This is a genomic window from Pseudomonas sp. DR208 (assembly GCF_019823005.1).
Lineage (GTDB): Bacteria > Pseudomonadota > Gammaproteobacteria > Pseudomonadales > Pseudomonadaceae > Aquipseudomonas > Aquipseudomonas extremorientalis.
This window is the reverse complement of the sequence record NZ_CP081944.1, coordinates 3,715,420-3,730,426: the sequence shown is the minus strand read 5'-3', so window position 1 is coordinate 3,730,426 and position 15,007 is coordinate 3,715,420. Positions and strand designations below refer to the sequence as shown.

The 15,007-nt window shown below is 60.4% G+C and carries 11 protein-coding genes; 5 read left to right on the top strand and 6 right to left on the bottom strand.

Going from position 1 to position 15,007, the window contains the following annotated elements; translation table 11 throughout:
- Window positions 1–17 precede the first annotated feature (17 nt).
- Window positions 18–764: an SDR family oxidoreductase gene (locus K5K89_RS17015; protein ID WP_071490590.1), complete on the top strand. Its 747-nt coding sequence runs from the start codon at window positions 18–20 to the stop codon at window positions 762–764.
- Window positions 765–769: 5 nt separating this feature from the next.
- Here the strand turns inward: K5K89_RS17015 and K5K89_RS17010 are convergent, their stop codons facing one another.
- The 4 genes from K5K89_RS17010 to K5K89_RS16995 form a co-directional block, all read right to left on the bottom strand.
- Window positions 770–1,210 carry a hypothetical protein gene (locus K5K89_RS17010; RefSeq protein ID WP_071490589.1) on the bottom strand — a complete coding sequence of 147 codons (441 nt, stop codon included), beginning with the start codon at window positions 1,208–1,210 and terminating at the stop codon, window positions 770–772.
- A gap of 71 nt (window positions 1,211–1,281) precedes the next feature.
- Window positions 1,282–2,691, bottom strand: a complete 1,410-nt coding sequence (gene mapR / locus K5K89_RS17005; RefSeq protein WP_071490588.1) for a GntR family transcriptional regulator MpaR — start codon at window positions 2,689–2,691, stop codon at window positions 1,282–1,284.
- A gap of 31 nt (window positions 2,692–2,722) precedes the next feature.
- Window positions 2,723–4,132 carry a cytochrome c oxidase accessory protein CcoG gene (gene ccoG / locus K5K89_RS17000; RefSeq protein WP_071490587.1) on the bottom strand — a complete coding sequence of 470 codons (1,410 nt, stop codon included), beginning with the start codon at window positions 4,130–4,132 and terminating at the stop codon, window positions 2,723–2,725.
- Window positions 4,133–4,315: 183 nt separating this feature from the next.
- Window positions 4,316–4,555 (bottom strand): DUF3203 family protein, encoded by a 240-nt coding sequence (locus tag K5K89_RS16995; RefSeq protein WP_071490586.1) that lies wholly within the window; start codon window positions 4,553–4,555, stop codon window positions 4,316–4,318.
- 121 nt (window positions 4,556–4,676) lie between these two features.
- Here K5K89_RS16995 and K5K89_RS16990 point away from each other — a divergent pair, with 121 nt between their 5' ends.
- Window positions 4,677–5,165, top strand: a complete 489-nt coding sequence (locus K5K89_RS16990) for an MgtC/SapB family protein (RefSeq protein WP_071490585.1) — start codon at window positions 4,677–4,679, stop codon at window positions 5,163–5,165.
- A gap of 21 nt (window positions 5,166–5,186) precedes the next feature.
- Here the strand turns inward: K5K89_RS16990 and K5K89_RS16985 are convergent, their stop codons facing one another.
- Both K5K89_RS16985 and K5K89_RS16980 read right to left on the bottom strand, forming a co-directional pair.
- Window positions 5,187–6,656 (bottom strand): M10 family metallopeptidase C-terminal domain-containing protein, encoded by a 1,470-nt coding sequence (locus K5K89_RS16985; protein ID WP_222539860.1) that lies wholly within the window; start codon window positions 6,654–6,656, stop codon window positions 5,187–5,189.
- Window positions 6,657–6,862: 206 nt separating this feature from the next.
- Entirely contained in the window at window positions 6,863–7,039 is a 177-nt protein-coding gene (locus K5K89_RS16980) for a hypothetical protein (RefSeq protein ID WP_165447927.1), read from the bottom strand.
- Window positions 7,040–7,243: 204 nt separating this feature from the next.
- On the opposite strand from K5K89_RS16980, the gene K5K89_RS16975 reads away from it, so the two are divergent.
- From K5K89_RS16975 to glgB, 3 genes are all read left to right on the top strand, one after another.
- Window positions 7,244–9,232 (top strand): alpha-1,4-glucan--maltose-1-phosphate maltosyltransferase, encoded by a 1,989-nt coding sequence (locus tag K5K89_RS16975; protein WP_222539859.1) that lies wholly within the window; start codon window positions 7,244–7,246, stop codon window positions 9,230–9,232.
- A 156-nt stretch (window positions 9,233–9,388) separates the two neighbouring features.
- On the top strand, window positions 9,389–12,751 hold the full coding sequence (gene treS, locus K5K89_RS16970) for a maltose alpha-D-glucosyltransferase (protein WP_222539858.1): 3,363 nt from the start codon (window positions 9,389–9,391) through the stop codon (window positions 12,749–12,751).
- Window positions 12,748–14,985 (top strand): 1,4-alpha-glucan branching protein GlgB, encoded by a 2,238-nt coding sequence (gene glgB, locus K5K89_RS16965; protein WP_071490581.1) that lies wholly within the window; start codon window positions 12,748–12,750, stop codon window positions 14,983–14,985. The genes treS and glgB overlap by 4 nt, the downstream gene beginning before the upstream one ends.
- The last annotated feature ends 22 nt before the right edge of the window (window positions 14,986–15,007 follow it).

The window sequence follows — 15,007 nt, the reverse complement described above, 5'->3', positions numbered from 1 at the left end:
ATCAGGAGACCGCACGCATGGACAAAGTCGTCATCATCACCGGGGGCAGCCGTGGGATCGGCGCCGAGACGGCGTTGCTGGCCGCTCGCCAGGGTTATCGCATTTGCATCAACTATCAGTCTGACGAAGAGGCTGCCCACCGTGTGCTCGAACAAGTCCGCGCCCTGGGCGCCCAGGCGATTACCGTGCGCGCCGACGTGAGCATCGAAGATGAAGTGATTGCGCTGTTCCATCGCGTCGACACCGAGCTGGGCCGTGTCACTGCATTGGTCAACAATGCCGGCACTGTGGGGCACAAATCCCGTGTGGATGAGATGTCCGAGTTCCGCATCCTGAAAGTCATGAAGACCAATGTGCTGGGGCCGATCCTGTGTGCCAAGCACGCGGTGCTGCGCATGTCGCCCAAGCATGGCGGGCAGGGCGGCAGCATTGTCAACGTGTCGTCGGTGGCGGCGCGCCTGGGGTCGCCCGGCGAGTATGTCGACTACGCTGCGTCAAAGGGCGCGCTCGACTCCTTCACCATTGGTCTGTCAAAGGAAGTGGCGGGTGAGGGCATTCGCGTCAACGCGGTGCGTCCTGGCTACATCTACACCGACTTCCATGCCCTTAGCGGCGACCCTGATCGGGTCAGCAAACTCGAATCCGGTATCCCCATGGCCCGTGGCGGGCGCCCGGACGAGGTGGCGGAAGCGATTATCTGGTTGCTGTCGGACAAGGCGTCGTATGCCACCGGGACGTTCCTCGATTTGGGCGGTGGCCGCTGAAGCATTCACGCGCCCAGGTTTCCTAGCACCTCATAGCCCTTTTGCGCAAAGGCCACCAGCACGCGTGCCTCCGAGTTCTTGCGGGTGGAATAGCCCGCATTGTGAAAACCGTTGATTTTGCCATCGCGGGGTTCGCTGTTGCCCACTGTGCGGTCATTCACGTTATCCAGGAAGTTGACCACCCGAGCCAGGTTGTAGGCTGCATCCGCGCGCGAACGGGCGCTGGGATTGGCGCGGGTCCAGTCACCCAGTTGACGTTTGAGCTGGTCGGTAGTGGGGTAGCTGTCCCGGCGCCGTAACAGATGTTTGACCGCCGGATTGGCGTTGATGAGTTGTTTGGCGCTGCGTTGGTCGCCGGCTGATCGACCTTCAGGGTGGCTGGGAGCTTTGAGCCAGTTCTGTTCCGGGAGGTGTATGGCCCTTGCAGGGTGATTGTTGATAGGCATGAGAAGCTCGGTATCGGGAGACGTCACTGGGTGGTGTCATGCCGGGTTCGGTTCCAATGACTTGCTCATGACTAAAACGACCGCACAATCCGCCCCAGTGTCTCCATCGCCTTTTCCGACGCCTCCGTCCACGGGCTGCCGTAGTTCAGGCGAATGCAATTGCGAAAGCGCTGGGTCGCCGAGAAGATCGGCCCTGGCGCAATGCTGATGCCCTGCGCAAGGGCCATCTGGAACAGCTTCAACGAGTCGGTCTGCTCCGGCAGTTCCAGCCACAGGAAGTACCCGCCGGCCGGTTGGCTGACCCGCGTCTGTGCCGGAAAGTAGCGCGCGATGGCGGCCAGCATGGCGCTTTGCTGTTCCTCCAGGGCATAGCGCAGTTTGCGCAGGTGCCGGTCGTAGCCGCCGTGCTGCAGGTAATCGGCAATTGCGGCCTGGGCCGGCATTGAGGGGCACAGCGACGTCATCAGTTTCAAGCGTTCGACCTTCTGCGCAAAACGCCCGGCCGCGACCCAGCCCACGCGATAGCCGGGGGCCAGGCTTTTGGCGAAGGAGCCGCAATGCATCACCAAACCTTCGGTGTCGAAGGCCTTGGCCGGCTTGGGTGCCTGCTGGCCGTAATACAATTCGGCATACACATCGTCTTCGATCAGTGGCACCTGATGCTCGCGTAGCAGTTCTACCAGTGCCTGCTTTTTCGACTCGGGCAAAGTCGCGCCCATGGGGTTCTGGAAACTGGTCATGGTCCAGCAGGCCTTGATCGGATAGCGCTGCAGGGATTGCGCCAGGGCGTTGAGGTCGATGCCGTCGCGCGGGTGCACGGGGATCTCCACCGCCTTGAGTTTCAAGCGCTCCAGCACCTGCAGGCACGCATAGAATGCAGGCGCTTCGATAGCCACCAGGTCACCCGGTTCGGTGACGGCTTGCAGGCACAGGTTGAGGGCTTCCAGGGCTCCATTGGTAATCAACAGCTCTTCCATGGGCAGCATCAGGCCGCCGACCATGTAGCGCAGGGCGATTTGCCGACGCAGTTGCGGGTTGCCCGGCGACATGTCGGTGACCACCAGGCGCGGGTCCATTTCCCGGCTGGCGCTGGCCAGGGACCGGGCCAGGCGCGGCAACGGGAACAGCATCGGGCTGGGGAACGCCGAGCCGAAGGGCACGGTGTTGGGGTCCTTGATCGAGTCAAGCACCGAGAACACCAGTTCGCTCACATCCACTTCGGTGGACTCATGCACCTGCTCGCTCACCACCGGCTCGGAAAACGGGCTGGGTGCGTGGGTGTTGACGAAGTAGCCGGAACGCGGCCGTGCCCGGATCAGGCCACGGCGTTCCAGCAGGTAGTAGGCCTGGAACACTGTCGACGGGCTGACGCCGTACGTCTGGCTGGCGTAGCGCACCGAAGGCACCCGCTGGCCGGGGCCGAGCACGCCGGAGCGGATCAGTTCTGCAATATCATCGGCGAATTTTTCGTAGCGTTTCATGGGGGCCCAATTAGCTTTTTATAGGTATCTTTCAGCGGTTCAGCGGCGCCACAAAGCGGCTGTCGGCAGCGCTATGGATCCACGGCTCATCCACATCCGAGACCTTGAAGCGCAAGGTCTGCGAGCTGCTCGCCGGTTTGTCCGCCAGCAATGCCACCGACACCGGCACATCGCTGATTTCCCCCGGTGCCAGGCTGATTTCGGTCTTGCCCTGCAACTGGAAGCCCTCGGCGTCCACCAGTTCCAGGCGGTAGTCCTGGCGCTGCTGGGTCTTGTTGATCACCTTGAGGCTGTAGATGTTTTCAATCTGGCCCTGGGCGTTCTCGCGGAACATGCCACGGTCCTTGGTCACGTCCAGCGACACCATGGGCCGTTCCACCAAGGCCACCACCAGGGCTGCGATCATCACCAGCAGCACCGTACTGTAGCCGATCAGGCGCGGGCGCAGCAGGTGGGTCTTGCCGCCTTGCAGTTGATGTTCGCTGGTATAGCTCACCAGGCCGCGCGCGTAACCCATCTTGTCCATGATCGAATCGCAGGCGTCGATGCACGCTGCACAACCGATGCACTCCATTTGCAAGCCATCGCGGATGTCGATACCGGTAGGGCAAACCTGCACGCACAGTTGGCAGTCGATGCAATCGCCCAGGCCGACGTCGGCGGGTTTCACTTCACGTTTGCGCGGGCCACGGTGTTCGCCGCGACCCACGTCGTAGGAAATGGTCAGGGTGTCCTTGTCGAACATCACGCTCTGGAACCGCGCATAGGGGCACATGTGCATGCACACCGCTTCGCGCAACCAGCCGGCGTTGACGTAAGTGGCGCCGGTAAAGAACAGCACCCAGAACAGGCTGACGCCGCCCATCTGCCAGGTCAGCAGTTCGCTGGCCAGCGGGCGGATTGGCGTGAAATAGCCGACAAAGGTCAGCCCGGTCAGCACACTGATGCCCAGCCACAAGGCGTGCTTGGCCGAGCGCCGCGCCAGTTTGTTCAGGCTCCAGGGCGCGGCGTGCAGCTTGATGCGCTGGTTGCGTTCACCTTCGGTGACCTTTTCACACCACATGAACAGCCAAGTGAATGAACTCTGCGGGCAGGTGTAGCCGCACCACACACGGCCAGCGAACACGGTGATCGCAAACAGGCCGAAGGCGCAGATGATCAGCAAGGCGGACAGCAGGATGAAGTCCTGGGGCCAGAAGGTCGCCCCGAAGATGTGGAATTTGCTTTCAGCCAGGTCCCACAACACGGCCTGCCGACCACCCCAGTTCAGCCACACGGTGCCGAAAAACGCCAGGAACAGAAAGCCTGCACCGCCTACGCGCAAGGTGCGGAACAGGCCGGTGAAACTGCGGGTATGAATCAGATTGTCGCTGGATTTGGCCTTCACCTTCTTCGGGTGTATGGGCTCAAAGGTGTCCACGGTGGGGATTCTTTCGCTCATGTCGTTCGCTCATCAGCCTCCATCAGGCCGATGAACTATGCGCGGGGGGCTGTTTGCATAACAGACTCAGGTAGCGTGATAAAAAGCGGATCAGATGGGTTGCGTTGGGTGTGCTGCGACAATGAGCTGCACCCCGTATCGCCTAGGGTGCAGCGCCATAACGGGTGTATTGATACAGATCAATCAAATCAGCGAACCAGGTTCTTCGGCCTTCACATGCTGGCGTCCATCGTGGGCTCCGGCGACCGTCAGCGCGTCGGCCTCGGCTTCAGTGATATAGATCCGCTCGGCCGCCAATTCCACGTAGGACATGGACTTTTCGGTGTCGGTCAGGACAGTGACCCGCGTCGCAGGCAAGCTCTGTTCCTGGCCGTTGTCGTCGAGGGTGAAGTAACACAGATGGTTTTCGATACGTAGGGGCATGCCGATCTCCTTTCTCTTAGGCTATGCAGAGTTAGGGACCTGCGATGTACAGGGGTTCCAGGCAACTGACTGGCGGTCGCCGCTGTCCATCCTTTACCCATAACGACAAAGGACGGCATCCATGGACGCCTGGTGGCATGAAGTGTGGCAAACCCTGCAGGCTGAATTCGCTGATATCGGCGACGCCAGGCAACTCACCCAGATCACCGTGCGCCTGCTGATTGCCGCTGTGCTGGGTGGCATCCTCGGTTTCGAACGCGAGAGCAAGGGCAAGGCCGCCGGGGTGCGCACCCACATGCTGGTAGCAATGGGGGCCGCGTTATTTGTAATGGTGCCGCAGATGTCCGGCAATCAGGCGGATGCAATGAGCCGGGTGGTCCAGGGGGTAATTGCCGGGATCGGTTTCCTGGGCGCGGGCACCATCATCAAAGGCAAGGACGATGAAGAAGGGCATGTCAAAGGCCTGACCACCGCCGCCGGCCTGTGGATGACCGCTGCGATTGGGGTCTCGGCCGGGTTGGGCCGGGAATCGACAGCGGTACTCAGTACATTGCTGGCCTTGGCGGTGTTCAGCGTGATGCCCAGGCTTGTGCGTATGTTGGAGAAGTAGGCCTATGCTGGGCGGCCAGCCTCATAGCACCACATCGCTTGGTTGTAGTTGGCCTCGTACTTCCACTTCAAAGGTCGCGTGTCCTGCCCCGTAATTTATCATCAGCGTGCTGACGTTTTCTTTTGGGTCATAGTAAATGGCGCCTTCGCCAGCTATCAGCCCGTGTCCCATCCCCTGCTCGAGGACGGACTCGTTCAAGCGTACCGGCTTGCCGCCGGTTACTGTGCGTATACCCGACACATCAATCTTGTCCTTGCCGCTTTCGAAATCCATGATGGTATCGACGCCGTTGAACATGCTCGAATCAGTCGGACTGCCGTAGACAAAGGTATCCGCGCCTTTCCCGCCCCACAGCTTGTCCCAGCCTCTGCCGCCATGAATAACGTCGTCACCGTCACCGCCTTCCAGGGTGTTATTGGCGTCGTTACCCACGATCAAATCATTGCCCTTGCCGCCTTTGGCGTTTTCGATGACCGCGCCCTTGGCTATACCGACATTGCCCTTGAGGCCGCCGACATCAGAAAAGGTCTGTTCCCTCAAGCTTATTTGCTGATTTTGCTCGTAGCTGGAAAAATCCAATGTGTCGTTGCCCCCTCCGTCCCAAATGGCCGCCACGATTTTGTCTTCAGGGGTTTTGACAGTCAGGAAGTCTCGATCTGTGTTCGAATTGAAACCGTAGGTAGTATCGCCCTTGCGGGTTTCGAAATTGGGACCGTATTTCTCTTGGTAGGCAGCAATATCGTCAAGTTGCGGGGCTGACGAACGGAAACCCCCATGGTTGCTATATCCGGTGCGCTCACCTCGGTAACTCATGCCGGAATGGCTCTGAGAGTCTTCGTGATGAGATACATTTGATTTGTCGAGCTTGTTTTTGCCGTCACCATTGTAACCGCCAGGGTGACTAAGCCCCATGGCGTGACCGATTTCATGAGTAATGGTGTGGCGACCCGCGTTACCTGGCGCTGCTAGAGGCACAGATTTTTCGGTCTTGGTGTCTACAAACCATACTTCAATGTCCGCCTGGTTTTTGGTGGGCAATGAAGAGTGGGGGAAGCCCTTGTAAGGGTGGCCTTTGGTATCGATCATTTGACCATAATTCCCGATCTTGATATGGCCTTCACTGTCAGCTGTCTTGGACCCCTCGGTAAACGTGACATTTGCAACATCTTCAATGGATTGCAGGCTTCGCCGGGTCTGGTTTCGCTGATGCTCGAGGATAGGTGTAAACCCGGTCTTGCCGAATTGTCGAGTGTTCTTGTTTTCCGGCTTTTCCGGCGGGGCCCGAAATTCGTAGGTCAAGTCATAGCGGCCGTCACCATTCTTGTCTGACCAACCTGGGCTGTTACGCCAGAGCCGTTTGACCGCGTCATCGGTTGATTTGGACTGCATGCCGTTGTGCTGAATATCCCCGCCACGATCATCTCGGTGTTTGAATTGCTCAATCCTCTGGTAGATTGAGCTGCCCTGTGAGCCTGCGTTGCTTATAGACATGATTTCTCCTGCTGAAGATGTTGCTCGACGATAGGGATTGGTCTCGTATTCCTACGGCCGTGATGCTTGGGAGTTTGAACATGTCAAAAATCACAGGGGGTGCGCATTATCTTGGTTGAGAGTGGGAAGAATCGCCAAAGGCAGCGAGAAAGAAGCAGCCAATCCATCAGATAGGCTTAGCTTCTGTATCGGTCATATAGCAATCCTCAAATGGTCGAAAAAACGCCGGCAATGACCGGCGGCATTGTCGTGGGGGGTTCCTCGACGGGCGGTGGCTGATGCTCCGGCGGTTCCTTTTCCGGAATCGGTTCCGGTTCGGTGGGTGGCAGGGTGGGGTTGTCGATATTCGGGTCCGGGGTTTCAGCCGGGATCGGGATATTCATCGGTGTGGCCTCCTTTGTGCTTTGCTCTATCGGTGGACAGCTGCCAGGTCGAATTGATTCCCCGCCCAATGGCAGCACATCCACCTGAACTTTTAACCGGCGTGCAGGCTCGGACCTATACGGCGCTGCTCAGGGAGAGCTCAGCCGTATCGCAATTTCGGATCAAGCAAAGAGCGTCCACAGGGCGTAAGGGGAAGATGCTCGATGACTGCTGAAACACAGGTTCCAGACACCTCCATATTGCCGCTGTCCCAGGCGCTGTTGCTGCCCCGGATCGCGATCGAAAGCACCACCCCCGTGATCGACGGCGGCGAATTTGCCGTCAAGGCCGTGGTCGGCCAACGGGTCAACGTCACCAGCAAGGTGTTTGCCGACGGCCATGAAAAGCTCGCCGTGCTGATCCGCTGGCGCCCGCTGCAGGACGAAAGCTGGCACAGCGTGGTCATGACCGACGTGGGCAACAACGGCTGGGAAGGCGCGTTTACCGTGACCCAGCAAGGCCCCCACGAATACTGCATCGAAGCCTGGATCGATACCTTCGCCAGCTTCTGTTACGAGCTGCGCAAGAAGCATGAGGCCGGCGTGCCGGTCAGCCTGGAGTTGCAGGAAGGCCGCAGCCTGGTGCTGCAGGCCGCCGAACGCAGTGACAACGAACTTCGCGACCGCCTCATGCTGCTGCACCACGAACTCTCCGGCCTGCTGGAAACCGAGCAGGTTGCGCAGTTCCTGCACGAAGACAGTGCACATTTGATGACCCAGGCAGACCACCGTGCCTACCTGAGCATCAGCACGGTGTACCCGATCGATGTGGAGCGTGAGGCAGCACTGTTCGCCAGTTGGTACGAGCTGTTCCCGCGCTCGATCACTGACGATCCCGCACGGCACGGCACGTTCAATGACGTGCATTCGCGCCTGTCGATGATCCATGACATGGGCTTCGACGTGCTGTATTTCCCGCCTATCCACCCCATCGGGCGCAGCCACCGCAAAGGCAAGAACAACTCGCTGACCGCCGGTCCCGATGATCCGGGCAGCCCGTATGCAATCGGCAGCGAAGAGGGCGGCCACGAAGCCATCCACCCGCAACTGGGCAGCCGCGACGACTTCCGCCGCCTGGTCCAGGCCGCCGCCGAACATGGCCTGGAAATCGCCCTGGACTTCGCCATCCAGTGTTCCCAGGACCACCCATGGCTCAAAGAGCATCCGGGCTGGTTCAACTGGCGCCCGGACGGCACGATCAAGTACGCGGAAAACCCGCCGAAGAAGTATCAGGACATCGTCAACGTCGACTTCTATGCGGCGGATGCCATCCCAGGCCTGTGGACCGAGCTGCGCGATATCGTGGTGGGCTGGGTGGAAGAGGGTGTGAAGACTTTTCGCGTCGACAACCCCCACACCAAGCCGCTGCCGTTCTGGCAATGGTTGATCAGCGACGTACGGTCCAAGTACCCGGAGGTGATCTTCCTCGCCGAGGCGTTCACCACGCCGGCGATGATGGCGCGCCTGGGCAAGGTCGGCTACTCCCAGAGCTACACCTACTTCACCTGGCGCAATACCAAGGCCGAATTGAGCGAATACCTGACGCAGTTGAATGAGTCGCCATGGCGTGAGTGCTACCGGCCGAATTTCTTCGTCAACACGCCGGACATCAACCCTGGCTTCCTGCATGAGTCAGGACGCCCGGGCTTTTTGATCCGCGCCGCGCTGGCAACCATGGGCTCGGGGCTGTGGGGCATGTATTCGGGTTTCGAGTTGTGTGAAGCGGCCCCGGTGCCCGGCAAAGAGGAATACCTGGATTCGGAGAAATACGAAATCCGCCCACGGGATTTCACCGCCCCCGGTAACATCATCGCCGAGATCGCCCAGCTCAACCGCATTCGTCGGCAGAACCCGGCACTGCAAACGCATTTGGGGCTGAAACTCTACAACGCCTGGAACGACAACATCCTGTATTTCGGCAAGCGCAGCGAGGATGGCAGCAACTTCATTCTGGTGGCGGTCAACCTCGACCCTTACAACGCCCAGGAAGCCAATTTCGAGTTGCCGCTGTGGGAGTTGGGGTTGCCGGACGATGCCCAGACCCAGGGCGAAGACTTGATGAATGGCCATCGCTGGACCTGGTATGGCAAGCACCAGTGGACACGGCTGGAGCCGCAGATGCCGTTCGGGATCTGGCGTATCACCACCTCTTAAACCCTGCGCGGGACAAATGTGGGAGGGGGCTTGCCCCCGATAGCAGTGTGTCAGCCACCGCTTCATCAACTGACACACCCTCATCGGGTGCAGGTCGAATCGTCGCACCGCCCCTCCCACATTGACCGAGTGGTTCAAGTATTTCAGGAGCTTCCAATGGCGAAGAAACCCAACGCTGCCACCTTCATCAAAGACCCGCTCTGGTACAAGGACGCGGTGATCTACCAGGTTCACGTCAAATCCTATTTCGACTCCAACAATGACGGTATCGGCGACTTTCCCGGCCTGATCGCCAAGCTCGATTACATTGCCGACCTCGGCGTCAACACTATCTGGCTGCTGCCGTTCTACCCGTCGCCACGCCGCGACGATGGCTACGACATCGCTGAATACCGAGGCGTACACAGTGACTACGGCACCATGGCCGACGCCAAGCGCTTTATCGCCGAGGCGCACAAGCGCGGTCTGCGGGTGATCACCGAGCTGGTGATCAACCACACCTCCGACCAACACCCCTGGTTTCAGCGTGCGCGCAAGGCCAAGCCCGGTTCGGCGGCGCGGGACTTCTACGTGTGGTCGGATGACGACCAGAAATACGACGGCACGCGCATCATCTTCCTCGACACCGAGAAGTCCAACTGGACCTGGGACCCGGTCGCCGGCCAGTACTTCTGGCACCGTTTCTACTCGCACCAGCCCGACCTCAACTTCGACAACCCGCAGGTCATGAAAGCCGTGCTGTCGGTGATGCGTTACTGGCTGGACATGGGCATCGACGGCCTGCGCCTGGACGCGATCCCCTATTTGATCGAACGCGATGGGACCAACAACGAAAACCTGCCTGAGACTCACGACGTGCTCAAGCAGATCCGTGCCGAGATCGACGCCCATTACCCCGACCGCATGCTGCTGGCCGAAGCCAACCAGTGGCCGGAAGACACGCAACTCTACTTCGGTGACAAAAAGGGCGACGACGGCGACGAATGCCACATGGCCTTCCATTTTCCGCTGATGCCGCGCATGTACATGGCCCTGGCCCAGGAAGATCGCTTCCCGATCACCGATATCCTGCGCCAGACTCCGGAAATCCCCGCCAATTGCCAGTGGGCGATCTTCCTGCGCAACCATGATGAGCTGACCCTGGAAATGGTCACCGACAAAGAGCGCGACTACCTGTGGAACTACTACGCCGCCGACCGGCGTGCGCGGATCAACCTGGGGATTCGCCGGCGCCTGGCACCGTTGATGGAGCGCGATCGCCGCCGTGTCGAGTTGCTCAACAGTCTGTTGCTGTCGATGCCGGGCACGCCGACCTTGTACTACGGCGATGAAATCGGCATGGGCGATAACATCTACCTGGGTGACCGCGATGGTGTGCGCACGCCGATGCAGTGGTCCATCGACCGCAACGGCGGTTTCTCCCGCGCCGACCCGGCCAGCCTGGTACTGCCGCCGATCATGGACCCGCAATATGGCTATCAGTCGGTCAATGTGGAGACCCAGGCCCAGGACCCGCATTCGCTGCTGAACTGGACCCGGCGCATGTTGGCGGTGCGCAAGCAGTCCAAGGCCTTTGGCCGGGGCAGCCTGAAAATGCTCTCGCCGAGCAACCGGCGGATCCTGGCCTATACCCGCGAATTCACCGGGGAGGACGGGCGCAACGAGATCATTCTGTGCGTGGCCAACGTGTCGCGCAGTGCCCAGGCGGCAGAGCTGGACCTGTCGGCGTTTGCCGGCATGGTGCCGGTGGAAATGCTCGGCGGTAATGCCTTCCCGCCCATCGGCCAGTTGAATTTCCTGCTGACCCTGGCGCCCTACGGCTTCTATTGGTTTGTGCTGGCGCCGGAAAACCAGATGCCCAGCTGGCATGTGGAACCGGCCCAGAGCATGCCCGACTTCACCACACTGGTATTGAAAAAACGCATGGAAGAACTGCTTGAAGAACCTTGCCGCGCGTCCCTGGAACAGACCGCTCTGCCGGCGTGGTTGCCCAAGCGCCGCTGGTTTGCTGGCAAGGACACGGCCATCGACAGCGTGCGCATTGCCTACGGTGTGCGTTTTGGCGACCCGCAGCATCCGGTGTTGCTCAGCGAGGTCGAAGTGACGGCCGCAGGCCAGGTCAGCCGCTACCAGTTACCGTTCGGTTTCCTCGGTGAAGACCAGTTCACCAGCGCCTTGCCCCAGCAATTGGCGCTGGCCCGCGTACGTCGGGTGCGTCAGGTCGGGTTGGTGACCGATGCCTTCAGCCTTGAACACTTTATTCGTGCGGTGATCCAGGGCTTGCAAGCGGGCACCGTGCTCGAGACTGGCGACGGTGAGCTGCGCTTTGCGGCCACACCGCACTTGGCCAGGTTGCAACTGACGGATCAGTCCGAGGTGCGTTACTTGTCGGCCGAGCAATCGAACAGCTCGGTGGTGGTCGGTGAGAGCCTGGTGCTCAAGCTGATCCGCAAAGTCGCCTCCGGCGTGCACCCGGAACTGGAGATGAGTGCCTATCTGACGGCCGCGGGCTACCCCAATATTTCGCCACTGCTGGGGTCGATGGTGCGCCACGACGCCGAGGGCCAGGACAACCTGCTGATGATTGCCCAGGGCTACCTGAGCAACCAGGGCGATGCCTGGAGCTGGACCCAGAACAACCTGGAGCGGGCGATCCGCGACGAACTGGCCGAGGCCATTTCCGAGCAGGAACAACACTACAACGCCCTGGGCGAGCTGGCGGATTTTGCCGGGCTGCTCGGCCAGCGCCTGGGCGAAATGCACCAGGTGCTCGGCGCAAAAACCACCGACAAGGCCTTCAAACCCGAAATCACCACGGCCAAGGACACCCAGGCCTGGGCCAAGGACGTCGGCGCACAACTGGAGCGTGCGCTGCACTTGCTCAAACTTCATCAAAGCCAGTTGAACCCGGCGGATCAAGCGCTGGTCAGTGATTTGCTGGCGCAGAAAAAAGCCATCGTCAGCCATGTGCAGGCTTTGGCGAAAGCCACGGCGGGCGGGTTGCGCATCCGCGTGCATGGTGACTTGCACCTGGGTCAAGTGCTGGTGGTGAAGGGCGATGCTTACCTGATCGACTTCGAAGGGGAGCCGGCGCGGCCATTGCATGAGCGACGTGGCAAGCACAGCCCCTATAAAGATGTGAGCGGCGTATTGCGCTCATTCGACTATGCGGCGGCGATGGCCCTGAATGTTCAAGGGGTGGATCACTCGCCCGAGGCGGACCAGGCGCGCAGACGCGTGACGGAACGATACCTCAAGGAAGCACGGCAGGCCTTTATCCGGGCTTATCAGGCGGCTACGGCTACACTGGCGCATGACTGGCAGGATGCCAGAGGCCAGGACGCCGCGCTGACGTTGTTCAGCCTGGAGAAGGCCGCGTACGAAGTGGCCTACGAAGCGGAAAACCGCCCGACCTGGTTGCCGGTGCCCCTGCAAGGGTTGCACGGTTTACTGAGCGGGATTGCTTCCATAAAGGAAGCACCTATATCGAACACTACACGCGGTGGGGAGACGTCATGAGTTTTACACATAAAGAACCGCTGCAACCGAAACTGACTGCATTGCCGGCGTCCAGGGACGTCGAAGCGCTGGTCCGCGCCGAACACCACGACCCGTTCTCGGTGCTGGGGCCGCACGATGATGAACACGGCGGCCAGTTTATCCGCGCATTCCTGCCCGAGGCCTTGAGTGTGCAAGTGCTGGCACGTGATGGCGGCGAGCAGCTGGGCAGCCTGGACGCGAGCCAGGTGCCGGGCCTGTTTGTCGGCCAGTTCAAGACCCGTCAGCCGTACCTGTTGAAAATCCAGTGGGCCGGTGGCGAACAGATCACCGAAGACCCGTACAGCTTCCAGCAACTGCTGCTGGGTGAAATGGACCTTTACCTGTTTGCCGAAGGCAATCACCGCGACCTCGGCAGTTGCCTGGGCGCCCAGGTGACCAGCGTCGACGGCGTGGCGGGCGTGCGCTTTGCCGTGTGGGCGCCGAATGCGCGGCGGGTGTCGGTGGTGGGCGACTTCAATATCTGGGACGGTCGTCGCCATCCGATGCGCTTGCGCCATCCTTCCGGGGTGTGGGAGATCTTTATCCCTCGCCTGCAACCGGGGGCGGCCTACAAGTACGAGATTCTAGGTGCCCATGGGATCCTGCCGCTCAAGGCCGATCCGGTGGCGCTGGCCACCCAGTTGCCGCCCGACACAGCCTCCAAGGTGGCCGAACCGTTGCAAGTGGACTGGCAGGACCACGCCTGGATGCAATCGCGGGTCGACAAGCAAAAGACCACGGCACCCCTGTCGATCTATGAGCTGCACGTCGGCTCCTGGCAGTGCGAGTTGGACGAGGCCGGCGAAGTGGCCCGCCAATATAACTGGCGTGAACTGGCCGAGCGCCTGATTCCCTACGTGCAGCAATTGGGCTTCACCCACGTCGAGCTGATGCCGATCATGGAGCACCCGTTCGGCGGCTCCTGGGGCTACCAGGCGCTGTCGCAATTTGCGCCGACGGCGCGGTTCGGCTCTCCTCAGGATTTCGCCTACTTCGTCGATGCGCTGCACCAGGCCGATATCGGCGTGATCCTTGACTGGGTGCCGGCGCATTTTCCCACCGATACCCACGGCCTGGCGCAATTCGACGGCACTGCGCTGTACGAATATGCCAACCCGCTGGAAGGCTTCCACCAGGATTGGGACACGCTGATCTACAACCTGGGCCGCACCGAGGTGCACGGCTTCATGCTGGCTTCGGCGCTGCACTGGCTCAAGCATTTTCACATCGACGGGCTGCGCGTGGATGCCGTGGCGTCCATGCTCTACCGCGACTATTCGCGCAAGGCCGGCGAATGGGTGCCGAACCGCCATGGCGGCCGCGAGAACCTTGAAGCTATCGACTTCCTGCGCCATCTGAACGACGTGGTGGCCCAGGAAGCGCCGGGTGCGCTGGTGATTGCCGAGGAGTCCACCGCCTGGCCGGGCGTGAGCCAGCCGACCCAGCAGGGCGGGTTGGGCTTCAACTACAAATGGAACATGGGCTGGATGCATGACTCCCTGCATTACATCCAGCAGGACCCGGTGTACCGTGCCCACCATCACAACGAACTGAGTTTCGGCCTGGTGTATGCCTGGTCCGAGCGGTTCATCCTGCCGATCTCCCACGATGAGGTGGTACACGGCAAGCACTCGCTGATCGACAAGATGCCAGGAGACCGCTGGCAGAAATTCGCCAACCTGCGTGCCTACCTCGCGTTCATGTGGATGCACCCTGGCAAGAAACTGCTGTTCATGGGCTGCGAGTTCGGCCAATGGCGCGAGTGGAACCACGATCAGCAATTGGACTGGTACTTGCTGCAGTATGCCGAACACAAAGGCGTGCAAAAGCTGGTGGGCGACTTGAACCGTCTATACCGCGAAGAGCCGGCGTTGCATGAACAGGACGATGCGCCCCAGGGCTTCCAGTGGCTGATCGGCGATGACGCGATCAACAGCGTCTATGCCTGGCTGCGCTGGAGCAAGGACGGTAAGCCGGTGCTGGTGGTGGCCAATTTCACCCCGGTGCCGCGTGAGGGTTATGCCGTCGGTGTTCCTTTTGCTGGACGCTGGAGCGAAGTGATCAACAGTGACGCCGATATGTACGCAGGTTCCAATTACGGTAACGGGGGCGAGGTATTTACCCAGGAAGAGCCCCGTCATGGGCAAGCGGTGTCACTGTCTTTGAATTTGCCGCCCCTGGGTGTGCTGATTCTGCGTCCGGAACCGCTTTAAAGGCTCTACCGTGCTGGATTCT